The sequence below is a fragment of the Companilactobacillus allii genome, from assembly GCF_001971585.1.
Lineage (GTDB): Bacteria > Bacillota > Bacilli > Lactobacillales > Lactobacillaceae > Companilactobacillus > Companilactobacillus allii.
On sequence record NZ_CP019323.1, the window covers coordinates 2,087,802 to 2,102,876 of the forward strand.

Below are 15,075 nucleotides of genomic sequence, written 5' to 3' on the forward strand. Positions count from 1 at the left end.
AGAAATCTCCCTTTTTTATGTTATTCGTCTTTATTGTAACAAACTATCTGCTTAATGATTGATTTAAATCGTATAAACTTAAATCAGGTTTGTGCTTATTATCAAACAGATCAAGCATATTATGGTATGTCAACTTGTTGTCTTCAATACCAATGGCTACTCCACCTTTGCCATCTTCAAGAAGATCAACGGCATAAGCACCCATTTTACTTGCTAAAACACGATCCCTTGCAGTAGGTGAACCACCACGTTGTACATGTCCTAAAACAGTGCTACGTACTTGGAAGTCACCATAAGAATTAAGCTTGTCAGCAAATTCTTGAGCATGCATAACACCCTCAGCAAGAACAACAAGCATATGCTTCTTGCCCTTTTCACGGCCTTCTTTAATACGTTGAGCAACTTCGGCAATATCAAATTCACGTTCAGGAACGATAATTTCTTCGGCACCACCAGCAACACCAGACCATAAGGCGATATCGCCAGCACCTCTACCCATTACTTCAATAACAAAAGTTCTTTCATGGGAAGTAGCTGTATCTCTAATTTTATCAATTGATTCAATAACAGTACTTACGGCTGTATCAAATCCAATTGTAAAATCAGTATAAGGAATATCATTATCAATTGTACCTGGTAGACCGACAGCATTATATCCATGCTCTGTTAGACGCAAAGCACCGTGATATGAGCCATCTCCACCGATAACAACTAATGCATCAATTCCAAATTTCTTAAGTTGTTCAATACCCTTAAGCTGACCTTCTACTTTGGCGAATTCAGGATATCTTGCAGAATACAAGAAAGTTCCACCACGTTGAATACGGTCAGATACATCAGCAGCTGTTAGTGGGAAGATATCCCCAGCAACTAATCCTGCATATCCATAATTGATACCAAACACTTCAAGTCCCTTGTCTAGGGCTCTACGTGTGACTGCTCTAATAGCAGCGTTCATTCCAGGGGCATCTCCACCACTGGTTAAAATACCAATCCGCTTCATTTGTTCACACTCCAAATTTATTTGTTTCAAAAACAAAACCTTATAAAATATAACATTTTTAGAGAATAGTTTGTAGGGTTGAAAACGTTTTAAGGTGAAATTAGTCACTATTTTTAAGGAAAACATTTTTTTTGCCTAATAAATCTTCTAACTTTTGCCCAATTTCATCAGAAAAGTTTATCCAACGATTCGACTTTAAGATTACTGCCTGCTTAGTTCTCTCTCGATAAAGTATCACTGGAATTTTCCCAGGTGAACTTTCTATCAATTTATATAGTTTTGACAAATTGTCTTCATTATCAAACGCAAAGCTTACTCTTAAATATAATTTATTTTTAGGTAACTTAACTGTGTATTGTTTGGGATCGTTGAATTTATCGGCAATAAATTCCAAATCCCCCCTCATTCCATCATCTGCACGACCAACAATTAGAAAAATTTTGCCTTCTAATTCAACATTTTCTAATTTCTGAAATAATTTTGGAAAAATTGTTACTGAGATGGAACCAGTTTCATCTTCTACAGTCGCAAAACACATTTTCTGCCCCTTTTTAGTTCGAATAACACGTGGACGCTTTATTAATCCTAAAATAGACACATTGCTCTTTTTGAAATCCTTCAAATTAGAAATTTTAACTGTATTTATATTTAATAACCGCTCACGATACTTCTCAACCGGATGTCCCGATACATAAACTCCTAGAAATTTTTTTTCTTGATTTAATTTTTCAGTTAAAGAGTAGTCATCCACAACATTTTTCTTCGGATCTAAGACATCAAATAGTGATAAATTATCCCCCGCAAGTTGCATACTCTCTATTAAGTCTTTGAAATCAAGCATCAATTCCCGTCGATTACGATTAAACGAATCAAATACTCCTGACAAAATCAATGGATCCAAATAGTCATCTTTAACAAATCGAATATCTATTCTTTGTAAGAAATTCAACACACTAGTATACTCACCATTTTTTTGACGTTCTTGAATTATATTTTCTGCTAAATCTCTTCGCATCCCTTTGACACTTAAAAATCCAAAGCGGATACCGTCATCATCCATTTTAAAAGTTGCATTACTTTGATTAATATTCACGTTTTTAATTGGAATAAATTTATCTTTAGCAGCTTGAATATATGTTGTGATTTTCTTTTCACTATTTAAATTAGCATTCATCAGACAGATAAAAAATATCTGTGGGAAATGAACTTTAATATATGCCAGCCAAAAAGCCACCATGGAATAAGCTACAGAGTGAGATTTATTGAATCCATAATTACCAAATGTTTCTATATATTTGTAAACCTTCTCAGCCGCATCACGATCATGGCCTAGCTTTACAGCACCTTCTACAAACTTTTTGCGATTTTCATCCATCAATAATTCATTTTTTTTACTAATGGCACGCCGCAAAATATCGGCATCTGCTAATGAAAAACCAGCCATCTTTGATGACGCCTGCATAACTTGTTCTTGGTATACCAAGATCCCATACGTTGGCTCAAGTATCTTTTCTAGTGAAGAATCCGGATATGTAACAGGTTCTGAGCCATGTTTACGTGCAATAAATGTTGAAATATTTTGCATTGGACCAGGACGATACAGCGCATTAGTTGCTACAACATCATTAAAACTAGTCGGTTTCAATTGCCTCAAGACACTTTTAATTCCGTCAGATTCAAATTGGAAAACACCATCAGTATCCCCTCTTTGAAACAATTCAAGAGTTTTTTGGTCATTCAAAGGAATTCTTTCTGGAACGAACTCTTTTTTATATTTCTTAGAAATAAGTTTAATCGCTTTATCCAATATGGTTAGATTTCTTAAACCTAAGAAATCCATTTTAAGTAATCCAACGCTTTCAACATTATTCTTTGTTTGCTGAGTCAGATTAATCCCGTCATCTTCCAACTGAACGGCAACGATATCAGTCATTGGCTTTTTACTCAAAACAATTCCTGCAGCGTGAGTAGAATAATGTCTAGGAATACCCTCAACTCTTCTAGCAACCTTGAAGATCAATTGATTCTCCTGGGAGCTTTCAACTAGATCCTTTAAAGTGTTAGATTCGTTAATTGATTCTTCAAGCGTAATATTTAACTTACGTGGAATTGCATTTGACCATTGAGTCAATTGAAACGATGTTTGACTAAAAGTCCTAGAAATATCACGCAAAGCCATTTTTGCAGCTAATGTGCCAAAGGTAATAATCTGTGCCATATGAGTTGATCCATATTTATCATGCATATACATTACCATTTCGTCTCTGCGGTCATCTGGGAGGTCTAAATCGATATCTGGCATATTTACCCGTTGAGGGTTTAAAAACCGCTCAAACAGCAAATCATACTTTATAGGGTCCACTTGCGTTATTCCTAACGTATACGAAACCAATGAACCAGCTGCTGACCCACGTCCAGGACCAGTTCTAATACCGACTTCGTGTGCATGCTTTATAACATCCCAGACTATCAAAAAGTAATCCGAGAACCCCATCTCTTCTATAACACTCAATTCATAATTCAGACGTTTAACGTAATCACTTGTGACTTTACCATCCAGTCTTTTATTTAATCCTCGAGTGGCTAAATCTCTCAAAAAACTTTCTGACGTTAAATTATTCGGTGATTCAAACTTAGGTAATTGCGTTTCCTTAAATTCAATTTCAACATTACATTGATCAGCAATCTGATTAGAAGTCGCTACTGCACTTTGCATATCAAAATTTGCAAAATCAGTTTCAAATACATCAGCTTTCCGTAAATAATGATCACCATTTTCAATTACCTGGTTAATATTTTCAAATTTTTCCCCAGTTCTCAAATTATTTAATACCTGATACGATAAGTGATCATCTTCGTTTATATACCTAACGTCGCCAAGTGCTGACATTGGGATATCAGTACTATTTGAGATTTCTTTGATCTGTTTTACATTATCAATTTGTTCAGAATATAATCCCACTCCTAAAAAAATAGAATTAGGATCTGTTACATCTTTTAATTTTCTAAAATAGTCTCCAGTATTATCTGAAACCAAGATTTCAGACTGATCAGCTGGAGTGATAACAAATATATCTGACATAAATTGCTTGATAGAATCAATATTTATAGAATCATGAGAAGACATTATTTGTGAAGATATTTTTATAAGATTATGGTATCCAGCATCGTTTTTTGCCAATAAGATAAGTGAATAAGTATTTACTTCATCTTGAATACCAAGTAGGTTTGCAACCATTCCAATAATTGGCTTCACTCCAGATTTTTTAGCATACTTATAAAAATCAATTGAACCATATAAATTGTCTATATCAGTTAGAGCAATCGATGAGTAACCTCGTTTACTAGCCTCATCAACTAGTTCAGGTAGCTTTACGGGACTGTGCAGCAAACTAAAACTGCTCATCACTTGTAATTGTGTTTGCATTTTGTCGCCCCCTTTGGTTAAAATTATATCAAAATCAGATGGAACTTTATTGGGCAAAATCTGTTTTTGTGCTAAACTACTGGAGAAAGTGAGATGGAAGAAATGAGATATGTTGCTGTAATTTTTTGGGCAATTGTTTTAGGTCAAGTTGCTGGATTTATTGGTGGTGCATTGAACCAACAAACATTTAGTTCAGAACAAACAATGATTGTTACTGTAGTATTTGCCATTATCTTCAGCATAATTCCATTGCTGCTAGATAGTGATAAAAAAGATCGCGCTTAATCAATAAGCGCTTTTTTTGTGTCTTTAAAAGTTTATCTAAGCATTACAACTATACACGATATTTTATCAAACAAAAATGAGACTATATTTATCAGTAATTTAAACTGATTTAATAGTCTCATTTTTTATTTAGTAATATACATATAAAAATCACTAGTTGCTAAATTAACATTGTAATTAATACCTTTAGAAGTTATCTGTTTCATGGTAGTAGTTCCACCTTGAGCATCTTTAACCTCTTTACCAAGATCTTTTACAACTTGCTTACCATCAGCACCAATAAACTGAGAAATAAGTACTAGGTCAGTACCAAAGGCCTTCATACCCTTTTTAGATTTCATAGTTTTATAAGTAATGTTCATAGCAAGACCCATCATCTGTCCATTTTGAACATTGATTCGTAACTTAGTTCCATTAGAAGTCGTATATTTAAAAATACCATTTTGGGCTATTAAAGGTAATTGATCAGTTTGATTGCCCATCTTCAAATTCATGAAATTATACTGTTGAGCAAAAGTTGTGTAATCAATTAAGGTCTTGGATTTTTTTACTTTAACGATAGATGTCTTAGTATCATCACCCTTTGTGGCCTTAATTCTAACATTTTGCGACTTGTTTGAAACAGGAACAGAGATGGCGAAGTGATCATCACTGACAGAGACCTTTTTAGTCACACCACCTACTGTATAAGTAAGTTTGTCATAATCAGTTGCTTTACCTTTAACAACAGCAACTAAACCGTTAGCAGAATATTCATCTTTGGTGGTTGATAAATCTAGTTTTGAACATCCAGTCAATAATATGAAGAATACAGGCACTAACATTAAAAATAAATATTTTAACTTCTTCATTGTGATTTCCCCGTTTATTAAAAAAAAGCCAAGCATAATTTACTTGGCTTTTAATTAAGCTTCTTTCTTATCTTCGATAACTTTTTCACCCTTGTACATACCTGATGGTGATACATGGTGACTAATACGATATTCACCAGTAGCAACGTCGAATTGCATGTTTGGTGTATCTAATTTGATATGTCCACGTCTTTGACGTTTTCTTTGTTTTGATGTTTTTCTCTTTGGAACAGCCATATTTAAAAACTCCTTTATTTATATTACTTAATCAAATCTAACGTTTAATATAATACTATCATAAAAACGTTTGAGCAAGCAAATTTACTATTTTGTTTGTTTTTTCGTCTGATTTTCCTTTAAAGCATCGGCAATTTGACTATCATTCGATACTTTTACATTAGAAATTTGTTTCTTAGCACTTCTGGATAATTTATTATTATCCTTTTTACTACTTCCAGAACTTGCCAAAAGCATAGTAATAATTGCCCCTAGCAATAATGACACAATAATCAAAATAATCAATGGTAATTTAACATGTGTGAAACCAAAACTAACTGTAACTGGATTCACATTCAAGACCGCAAAAATAACCACGATTAAAGCAATTATCAGCCCAATTACAAATTTTGACTGTTTACTACTCATAAAGTCATCCCCTACTTACGATTTCCTAAAGTTGCGGCAAAATAATCTCCAACATTTGGTGCAAGCTTATACAATACTGCACCTAGTTCCATCAATCTTGGTAAATTTATTTCACGTTTATTTGTATTAAAAGCACCAACAATTTTCCATGCTAACTTGTCTGGATCCAAAACAAATGCCTTTACGGAATCCAAGTAACCACCGTTATGATCAGCAATACTGAAGAAATTAGTTGCAACCGGACCTGGGTTAATAGTTGTTACTTTAACATTCAATGGCTTAAGTTCCAACCTTAAACCATCAGAAAATGCAATAACAGCTGCTTTGGTTGCCGAATAAACAGATGATTTAGGCGTTGACATTTTACCAGACATTGAGCCCACATTAAGTATGTGTCCATGACCGTTATCAATCATTTTCCCAGCAACAAGTCTTGTCATTAACATCAATCCTAAGACATTGACACGAAACATTTTTTCAACTGTAGCAAAATCAGTATCCAAATATTTTGAAAAATCACCAAATCCAGCAGCATTTACTAATATATCAATATTTTCAAAAATTTCAAATGCCTGATCAACACCAGAGTTGATTTGTTTAGGATCACTCATGTCGATCAAAATATATTCATGATGTGCAGATTCAGCGCCAACACGAATACATTCATTTTTTACTTGAGAAAGTTTATCTTCATTACGAGCAACTAAAATTAAGTTGGCACCTAATTTAGCAGCGTTGATAGCAACATCCTTACCAATTCCAGAAGATGCTCCAGTAACTAAAACTGTTTGATTTAATAGATTACTCATCACTTAATCCTCTCTAGAAATATTGTATGCACTCTATATTTTAAATGGTACATCATAAATGTCAAAATCATTAACTACTTTGGTGTTCTTAAAGATTTGTTGAGCTTCCTTTTGTAAAATCAATGAACCCTTACCAGTATAGCGAGCTGAAATATGAGTTAGCAATAATCCTTTAGCATTACACTTTTTAGCCACTTCAGCTGCCTTTGTGGCTGTTGAGTGGTAATAACTATAGGCAAGCTGTTTATCTTCATTAGAGAAAGTAGACTCATGCACGATAACATCGGCGTCTTGTGACAATTTATCGATCTCTGGTGTATAACGAGTATCTGAAATAATTGAGACCACTCGACTTGGCTTATCTGGACCTATAAAATCTTTACCATTCAAAACGGTACCATCATCCAAAGTTACAGTTTTGCCACCTTTAAGTTGACCAAAAATCGGACCATTAGGAATCTTATATTTCTTTAATTCATCAACTAAAAGTTCACCAGTTCGCGGTTTTTCAATAACACGGTATCCAAAACATGTAATACGATGCTTTAATTTACCAGCCACAACACGAAATGTCTTATCGTTAAAGACTTCACCGCCGTCTTTTAGCTCAATATATTTAATCCTATAGTTAAGCCTACTGCCAGTGACTTTTAAGGATGTCTCTACAAATTCCTTAATCCCAACTGGTCCATATATTTCAAGAGGTGAAAGACCACCTTGATTAGCACGACTGGCCAATAAACCTGGCAAACCAAAGATATGATCACCATGCAAATGCGTAATAAAGATTTTAGCGATTTTTCTAGGTCGAATCGTTGTCCTTAAAATTTGATGTTGCGTAGCCTCACCCACATCAAAGAGCCATACTTCATTTCTCTCATCCAACATTTTAAGTGCTGTACTCGATACATTTCGGCTTTTTGATGGAACACCGGCACCTGTTCCTAAAAATTCTAATTCCATATAAAAAATCCTATTCTACTTTTTATCTAAGTCTTTTAATATTTCCCTTGCTACAAACGAAGTATAATACATCGAACCTTCTGGATTAGGATGAACATTATCGTCATAGAACCATTCAGTATGTCCATTTGAATAATCATTCCAATCAATAACAGTCAAATTCTTATACTTGCTGTCTGCCTGATTCAAGACGCTATTAACCGTCTTTTCCCATGGACGTGTTGGTACATGAACATTGATCCAATATACGTGTGTTTGAGGTCCAACAAGATCCATTACTTGATCAACCTGTTGTAAATTGAATGGTCCATTTGTACCTAGACCAATTAAAACATTAGGTGCCAAAACACCCTGATCTTTATAATTTTGCAATATTGCCATACTTGCATCTAATTGACGACTCACAGCTGCATCTACAACAACTTTTTTGTCATCGAACAACTTCAAGAAGTTATCAGATCCATCTGCCATGACTGAATCTCCGACTGCAGTTAGAGGAACATCCTTTAATCTTTGTAACTGAATTTGTGTTAAACCATACTTTTCAAAATCTTGGTTAATCGGAGCTTCTTTAGCCTGTTTCTTATATCTGGCCATGTCAGCAGCACTAACTTCACTTGTGGCCTTTTTATTCTTATTCTTCTTTAAATTCTTAATTGCTTCTTGATTCTTTTTCTTCGTAGCTTTTTCATTTTTATTTATCTTATTAGCCAATTGACTGTGGTTAACATTAGGATTAGGTGCATCAACAGCTTGGACAACACTATAGCAACCAGTAGCTGTTATGAAAGCAACAACTATTGCTATAACCTTTTGGTATCCCAGAGAACTCTTGAAAAAGTTCTTGATGGATTGCCAATTTGCGTGGGCCAATGGTTGTTCAACGAATCTAAATGAGAACTCAGTTACTAAAATTATAAGAATAACTTCAATTACTGGATAAAGAATCGGATGATCTGCTATGTTCTTAAACTTTGATTCAAAGAAGATCATAACTGGAAATTGATATAAATAAAGTCCATAACTTCTACTTCCAATATAGTGAAATACCTTATTGGACAACACCTTATTCCAAAAAGAATCAGGATGAGCTAATACCGCTATCAAAATACATGTGACTAATGTAAAAATAAACATTCCGCCACGATATAGAAATGGATCATTATCCTTAACCGTAAATATCATCAAAATTAATAGTGCAATTGATAACGCACCAATTAAATTTAATTTGAGCTTATCACTTTTTTCTAGTCCTGATTTCAATTTTTCCGCAGGCCAGATAATAGCCAAACCACATCCCATTAAAATAGAAAAAAGACGTGTATCCGTACCATAATATATCCTACTTGGATCAACACCTGGCTTGAACAAGATAGCCATCCAAATTGCTGAAATAATAGAAACTACCATAGTAAATCCAAAGATTCGACTCTTCTTAACACCGAATTTTATGAATAATAGCAACAATAAAGGCCAAATAATATAGAATTGGCCCTCAATTGACAATGTCCATAAATGTGTAAATGGTGACTCATTATTGGCAAATCTTTCAAAATATGATTGTCCATTAAAAATTTGCCACCAATTGTACACATTCAAAACGTTAGTCAAGACAATTTGATCTAAGTGATACAATAAATTCTTTAAAAAGAAGAAAATGTATGCACCGGAAGCTAGTAACACAAACAACATGCCTGGATATAAACGTTTAACACGTTTCCAATAAAAATTCTTTAAATCAAATTTACCACCATAATCAGTAGTATTAAAGAAATGATCAGTAATTAAATAACCTGATATCAAGAAAAAGATTGGAACTCCTAAATATCCACCGGAAAAGACATTAGGATTTAAATGATACATTATGACACCTATAACACCTAATGTACGTAATCCGTCAAAGCCGCTTATATATCTTCTTTTTGGTGATTTATTCATTATACTTTTTACCCCTAAATAAAATCAAAAGTGAAATCAAGAATTGTAACTGAATCCCCTGATTGTGCGCCAGCTTTCATAAGACCATCTTCAATTCCCATACCTTTAAGCTGACGAGCAAATCTCATAATTCCATCTTGATGATCTAAATTACTTCTTTGTAGAAGTAACTCGACATCTTTACCTTTAACAATATAACTGTGTTCATCTTCTTTTTCGATGGTGAACTTATCGGCTTGAGCCTCATAATTATATTCTTTGGTTTCATCCGTTTGAACATCTAGATGAATTGGTTCTACATTTGATAGTACTTCACTAGTGTGATTCATTAAATCTTTAATACCAGTGTGTTGAATACTTGAAATAGCAAAAATATCAGCATCATCTGGTAGTTTATTTTTGAACTCTTCGAGTCTTTCTTCAGAGCCGGGAATATCAAGTTTGGTTGGAACAATTACTTCTGGTCTCTTCAAAACATTCTCATCATAATTACCTAGTTCTTTACGAATAGCCAAGTAATCTTCGTATGGATCTCTTCCATTTTCTGGATCCATATCAACTAGATGAAGAATTACTCTAGTACGTTCAACGTGTCGTAGAAATTGAATTCCCAATCCTACTCCATTTGAAGCACCCTCGATAAGTCCAGGAAGGTCAGCAATAACAAAATCTTGACCGTTATCAAGTTTAACCATCCCTAGATTAGGTGAAAGCGTTGTAAAATGATAAGCCGCGATCTTAGGCTTTGCTGAAGTAGCTACTGATAATAAAGTAGACTTACCAACTGATGGAAAACCAACTAAACCGACATCAGCAATCAACTTCAATTCCAATCGCAAGTTAATATCTTGTCCAGGTTCTCCATTTTCAGCTATTTCAGGTGCACGGTTCTTTGAATTAGCAAAATGAATATTGCCTCGTCCACCAGAACCACCCTTAGCAACAATTAATTCTTGATCATGTTTAATTAAATCACCTATTAATTTACCAGAATCTTCATCATATACTGAAGTTCCAGCAGGCACTGCAATGTAAACTGGATCAGCTTTATGCCCATACATACCCTTTATTTGACCATTTTGACCAGGTTGTGCTTTAAAGATACGTTTGTATCTAAAGTCCATCAAAGTGTTCATACCTTCGTGTGCCTTTAGAATAATATCTCCTCCGCGACCACCATCGCCTCCTGCTGGTCCACCTAGTGGAACATATTTTTCATGGCGAAAGGCTACTGCTCCATCTCCACCTTTACCAGATCTAACGGTGATTTTAACGTTATCTACAAACATTAAAACTCCCCTTTCTACTCATAGTTATCATTTTTAAATTTTAGCACAAAAATAGACATCATAATACTTAGATTATAAACAAATTGTTTAAGCAAATCGAAACAATTTAATCGTTATTGAAGTTTTTTGAAAGAATTTGACTGAATTTGGTTGATTTTGAATGAATTTGATGTATTATAGTTCTCGTAAGGTGAAATGTAAGTGCTTACTGAAGAGAGACAACAAATTATACTCGAACAATTGAAAATTCATAATATTGTTAAATTGCATGATTTGGTTCCCCTCACAGGGGCATCCGAATCCACTTTAAGACGTGATTTACAAGATTTAGAAAACTGTCACAAGTTATTAAGGATTCATGGTGGAGCGCAAAATGTAATTTCTTTACACGAAGAACCTGCTCTTTCACAAAAAGCTACTGTTCATTTAGATGAGAAAAAAAGTATTGGACGTACAGCCGCTGGCGAAGTTAGAAACCAAGAAGTTATTTTCTTAGACTCCGGAACTACAATTCAATTTATGATTCCTTATCTAGTTGAACACAAAGACTTACTTGTAATCACAAATAGTGTTGACAACGCATCAATGTTGGCTGATTACGACATCGAAACTTTCTTGCCTGGTGGAAAATTAAAATCATCTACCAAAGCACTGGTTGGTTCATCAATGATTCAGACACTAGAAACGTATCACTTTGATAAAGCGTTCTTAGGAACAAACGGTTTTTCAATTGAATCAGGATACACAACACCTGACCCTGAGGAATCTGCTATCAAACAACTGGCAATGAAACAGTCAAATCAGACCTTCATCCTTTCTGATAGTTCTAAGTATTGTCAAGTCAGCTTTAGTAAATTTGCTGACTTACAAGATGCTACCTTAATTACAAACAAACTACCAGAAAAAGAATCTGGATCACTAAATAAGAAAACTAAAGTTATGGAGGTAGATTAATTGATTTATACAATCACTGCTAATCCTTCAATAGATTACGTACTACAATTGAAGGATTTAACAACTGGTAAAGTTAACAGAACAACTAGTGACGTTAAACTACCAGGGGGAAAAGGAATTAATGTTTCCAGAATCCTCAAGGAATTAAATATTGATTCAACAGCTTTAGGATTTGTTGGTGGATCAACTGGAGAGATGTTCAAGAGTTTATTATCTCAACATGAACTCAAAACTGATTTTACAAATGTTCATGAAGACACTCGTATCAACGTAAAAATAAATGCCATTGAACAAGATGAAGAAACTGAGATAAATGGTACTGGTCCTGCTATTTCAAACGAAGAAAAAACTTCATTTTTAAAACAACTTGAATCCGTAGGAACTGGTGATGTAGTGATTATGTCAGGTAGTCTTCCAAAGAAGTTGCCCGATACATTCTACTTAGATATTGCCAAGATGATTCAAGAAAATGGCGCAGACTTTGTCATTGATACAACTGGACAAGCATTATTAGACACGCTACCACTACATCCCCTAGTCGTTAAACCAAATCATCATGAATTGGCCGAGTTATTCAATACAACGTTTAATTCTGATCAAGAAATTATCGACCATGCTAGAAAGCTATTGGATAAAGGTGCCAAACATGTCTTAGTTTCAATGGCTGGTGATGGAGCTTTACTAGTAACAAAGGATCACGCATATAAGGCTAATGCACCAAAGGGTGTTGTAATTAACTCCGTTGGAGCCGGTGATTCAATGATTGCTGGATTTGCTGGAACATTTATGAAGAACAACGATCCTATTGAGAGCTTCCACATTGGAGCTGCTTGTGGATCTGCAACTGCATTCAGTCAAGATATTGCTGTTAAAGAAAAGATTGACGAAGTTTACAAAGCTATCAGTATTTCGGAATTAAGTTAAGGGAGGGACTTATTGATGGATCTTAAACAATTATTACTAAAAGACGCTATGATCATGGACCTTAAAGCTACAACTAAAGAAGAAGCTATTGAGGAAATGGTTGACAAGTATTATAAAGTTGGTGTCATTAATGATAAAGATTTATATAAATCAGATATTTTAAAACGTGAGGCGCAAACAAGTACCGGTATTGGTGATGGGATTGCCATGCCACATGCCCGTGATAAGGCTGTACAACGTGCTACTGTACTTTTTGCTAAGAGTGCTAAGGGAATTGACTATGAATCTCTAGACGGTCAACCTGCTTACCTATTCTTTATGATTGCTGCCCCAGATGGTGCGGACAATTTACATTTACAAGCACTTGCTGCTTTATCATCACTTTTGATCAATCCAGATTTAGTTGCTAATTTGAAAAAAGCTACAACTAAAGATGAGGTTCAAAAATTATTTGATGATGCAATGGCTGCTAAAGAAGCTAAGGATAAAGCTGATGAGGCCAAACAAGCTGCTAAAAATAAAGCCGCTGAAAATAATTCTAACGAAGACGAAAAGCCCTTCGTTGTTGCAGTAACCGCATGTCCAACTGGTATTGCTCATACGTACATGGCTGAAGCTGCTCTTAAAGAACAAGCCGAAAAAATGGGCGTGGATATTAAAGTTGAAACAAATGGTTCTGAAGGTGTTAAACATAAGTTAACATCTAGTGAAATCAGTCGTGCCGCTGGTGTTATTATTGCAGCCGATAAAAAAGTTGATATGCCTCGTTTTGATGGCAAGCATCTAGTTAATCGTCCAGTTTCAGATGGTATTAACAAAGCTGAAGAATTAATCAATTTGGCTACTGAACAAAAAGCTCCTGTTTTTCATTCTGAGGGTGGAGCTGTTTCAGATGATGAAGATTCAGCTGAATCAAAGTCACTTTGGTCAAAAATTTACGCTGATTTAATGAATGGTATTTCAAATATGCTTCCATTCGTTGTTGGTGGTGGTATCCTGATGGCCATCTCATTTCTACTTGAGAGCTCAGTTGGTGCACATTCACAATGGTTCTTATTCTTTAACAACGTTGGTAACTATGCATTTAGCTTCTTGATCCCTGTTCTAGCTGCTTATATCGCCGTTTCAATTGGTGATCGTCCTGCTTTACTACCTGGTTTCGTTGGTGGTTATATGGCATCACAAGCAACTGCTTCATTTGTTTCATCTAAGAGTCCTGCCGGATTTATCGGTGGTCTACTTGCTGGTTTCATCGCTGGTTGGACTGTTATTTTCTTAAAGAAATCGCTCAAGAATCTTCCTAAGTCATTGGATGGTTTGAAACCAATTCTTTTGTACCCTGTTTTAAGTCTTTTGATTGTCGGAGCTATTATGTACTTCGCAGTCGATCCAGTCTTCGCCGTAGTTAATCACGCAATCACAGCATTCCTAGAAACAATGGGTACTGGTAATGCCGTTGTTCTTGGTACATTGCTCGGTGGTATGATGGCTATAGATATGGGTGGCCCATTTAATAAAGCTGCTTATACATTTGCTATTGGTACATTTACTGCAACACAAGATGGTGCTTTAATGGCTGCCGTTATGGTTGGTGGTATGATTCCACCTCTAGCAATTGCCATTGCTACAACATTCTGGAAGAACAAGTTTACTGAACAAGAAAGACAAGCTGGACTATCTAATTATGTTCTAGGTCTTTCATTCATCACTGAAGGTGCAATTCCTTTTGCTGCTGGAGATCCACTTCACGTTATCGTATCAAGTGTAATTGGTTCAGCAATCGGTGGTGGTTTGACACAACTATGGGGTGTTAACGTACCTGCTCCTCACGGTGGTATCTTCGTTACACCATTGGCAAATAAGCCTTTAATGTACTTGTTAGCCGTAATAATAGGTGCCGTAATTTCTGGAGTTATCTATGGAATTTGGAAACCTGCTAAAAAAGTTGAGAGTAAATAATTAATTGAAGCATCTACCAAATTGGTAG

General features: G+C 35.0%; 13 protein-coding genes. 4 read left to right on the forward strand and 9 right to left on the reverse strand.

What is annotated here, in order from left to right:
* Nucleotides 1–43: 43 nt before the first annotated feature.
* Both pfkA and dnaE read right to left on the reverse strand, forming a co-directional pair.
* Nucleotides 44–1,003, reverse strand: a complete 960-nt coding sequence (gene pfkA, locus BTM29_RS10365; protein WP_076617207.1) for a 6-phosphofructokinase — start codon at nucleotides 1,001–1,003, stop codon at nucleotides 44–46.
* A 100-nt stretch (nucleotides 1,004–1,103) separates the two neighbouring features.
* Nucleotides 1,104–4,430 (reverse strand): DNA polymerase III subunit alpha, encoded by a 3,327-nt coding sequence (gene dnaE, locus BTM29_RS10370; RefSeq protein WP_076617211.1) that lies wholly within the window; start codon nucleotides 4,428–4,430, stop codon nucleotides 1,104–1,106.
* 93 nt (nucleotides 4,431–4,523) lie between these two features.
* On the opposite strand from dnaE, the gene BTM29_RS10375 reads away from it, so the two are divergent.
* Nucleotides 4,524–4,715: a YjzD family protein gene (locus tag BTM29_RS10375; RefSeq protein WP_225972197.1), complete on the forward strand. Its 192-nt coding sequence runs from the start codon at nucleotides 4,524–4,526 to the stop codon at nucleotides 4,713–4,715.
* Nucleotides 4,716–4,840: 125 nt separating this feature from the next.
* Here the strand turns inward: BTM29_RS10375 and BTM29_RS10380 are convergent, their stop codons facing one another.
* The 7 genes from BTM29_RS10380 to obgE all read right to left on the reverse strand — a co-directional run bounded on the left by BTM29_RS10380 (nucleotide 4,841) and on the right by obgE (nucleotide 11,210).
* A complete protein-coding gene (locus BTM29_RS10380; protein WP_076617214.1) occupies nucleotides 4,841–5,566 on the reverse strand; it encodes a hypothetical protein in 726 nt (241 codons plus the stop codon).
* A 54-nt stretch (nucleotides 5,567–5,620) separates the two neighbouring features.
* Nucleotides 5,621–5,803: a 50S ribosomal protein L32 gene (gene rpmF, locus BTM29_RS10385; RefSeq protein ID WP_076617218.1), complete on the reverse strand. Its 183-nt coding sequence runs from the start codon at nucleotides 5,801–5,803 to the stop codon at nucleotides 5,621–5,623.
* A gap of 87 nt (nucleotides 5,804–5,890) precedes the next feature.
* Nucleotides 5,891–6,211 (reverse strand): lipopolysaccharide assembly protein LapA domain-containing protein, encoded by a 321-nt coding sequence (locus BTM29_RS10390; RefSeq protein ID WP_076617221.1) that lies wholly within the window; start codon nucleotides 6,209–6,211, stop codon nucleotides 5,891–5,893.
* 11 nt (nucleotides 6,212–6,222) lie between these two features.
* Entirely contained in the window at nucleotides 6,223–7,020 is a 798-nt protein-coding gene (locus BTM29_RS10395; RefSeq protein WP_076617224.1) for an SDR family NAD(P)-dependent oxidoreductase, read from the reverse strand.
* A gap of 33 nt (nucleotides 7,021–7,053) precedes the next feature.
* Nucleotides 7,054–7,983, reverse strand: a complete 930-nt coding sequence (gene rnz, locus BTM29_RS10400) for a ribonuclease Z (RefSeq protein WP_076617227.1) — start codon at nucleotides 7,981–7,983, stop codon at nucleotides 7,054–7,056.
* 15 nt (nucleotides 7,984–7,998) lie between these two features.
* Nucleotides 7,999–9,921, reverse strand: a complete 1,923-nt coding sequence (locus BTM29_RS10405; protein WP_076617230.1) for an acyltransferase family protein — start codon at nucleotides 9,919–9,921, stop codon at nucleotides 7,999–8,001.
* Nucleotides 9,922–9,935: 14 nt separating this feature from the next.
* Nucleotides 9,936–11,210, reverse strand: a complete 1,275-nt coding sequence (obgE, locus tag BTM29_RS10410; RefSeq protein WP_076617235.1) for a GTPase ObgE — start codon at nucleotides 11,208–11,210, stop codon at nucleotides 9,936–9,938.
* Between the two features lie 201 nt (nucleotides 11,211–11,411).
* Between obgE and BTM29_RS10415 the strand changes: the two genes are divergently transcribed.
* The 3 genes from BTM29_RS10415 to BTM29_RS10425 are packed head-to-tail and all read left to right on the forward strand — an operon-like array spanning nucleotide 11,412 to nucleotide 15,047.
* Nucleotides 11,412–12,164, forward strand: a complete 753-nt coding sequence (locus tag BTM29_RS10415) for a DeoR/GlpR family DNA-binding transcription regulator (RefSeq protein ID WP_076617238.1) — start codon at nucleotides 11,412–11,414, stop codon at nucleotides 12,162–12,164.
* On the forward strand, nucleotides 12,165–13,088 hold the full coding sequence (gene pfkB, locus BTM29_RS10420) for a 1-phosphofructokinase (protein ID WP_076617242.1): 924 nt from the start codon (nucleotides 12,165–12,167) through the stop codon (nucleotides 13,086–13,088).
* A gap of 15 nt (nucleotides 13,089–13,103) precedes the next feature.
* The gene (locus BTM29_RS10425; RefSeq protein ID WP_076617245.1) at nucleotides 13,104–15,047 is read left to right on the forward strand and encodes a PTS fructose transporter subunit IIABC; all 1,944 of its coding nucleotides are present in this window, start codon (nucleotides 13,104–13,106) and stop codon (nucleotides 15,045–15,047) included.
* Nucleotides 15,048–15,075: the final 28 nt, after the last annotated feature.

Excerpts from the sequence above, each read along its gene's own strand:
- pfkA (WP_076617207.1), bottom strand. The coding sequence starts at position 1,003 with ATGAAGCGGATTGGTATTTTAACCAGTGGTGGAGATGCCCCTGGAATG.
- rnz (WP_076617227.1), bottom strand. The coding sequence starts at position 7,983 with ATGGAATTAGAATTTTTAGGAACAGGTGCCGGTGTTCCATCAAAAAGC.
- obgE (WP_076617235.1), bottom strand. The coding sequence starts at position 11,210 with ATGTTTGTAGATAACGTTAAAATCACCGTTAGATCTGGTAAAGGTGGA.
- BTM29_RS10375 (WP_225972197.1), top strand. The coding sequence starts at position 4,524 with ATGGAAGAAATGAGATATGTTGCTGTAATTTTTTGGGCAATTGTTTTA.
- BTM29_RS10390 (WP_076617221.1), bottom strand. The coding sequence starts at position 6,211 with ATGAGTAGTAAACAGTCAAAATTTGTAATTGGGCTGATAATTGCTTTA.
- BTM29_RS10405 (WP_076617230.1), bottom strand. The coding sequence starts at position 9,921 with ATGAATAAATCACCAAAAAGAAGATATATAAGCGGCTTTGACGGATTA.
- rpmF (WP_076617218.1), bottom strand. The coding sequence starts at position 5,803 with ATGGCTGTTCCAAAGAGAAAAACATCAAAACAAAGAAAACGTCAAAGA.
- BTM29_RS10425 (WP_076617245.1), top strand. The coding sequence starts at position 13,104 with ATGGATCTTAAACAATTATTACTAAAAGACGCTATGATCATGGACCTT.
- BTM29_RS10380 (WP_076617214.1), bottom strand. The coding sequence starts at position 5,566 with ATGAAGAAGTTAAAATATTTATTTTTAATGTTAGTGCCTGTATTCTTC.
- dnaE (WP_076617211.1), bottom strand. The coding sequence starts at position 4,430 with ATGCAAACACAATTACAAGTGATGAGCAGTTTTAGTTTGCTGCACAGT.
- BTM29_RS10395 (WP_076617224.1), bottom strand. The coding sequence starts at position 7,020 with ATGAGTAATCTATTAAATCAAACAGTTTTAGTTACTGGAGCATCTTCT.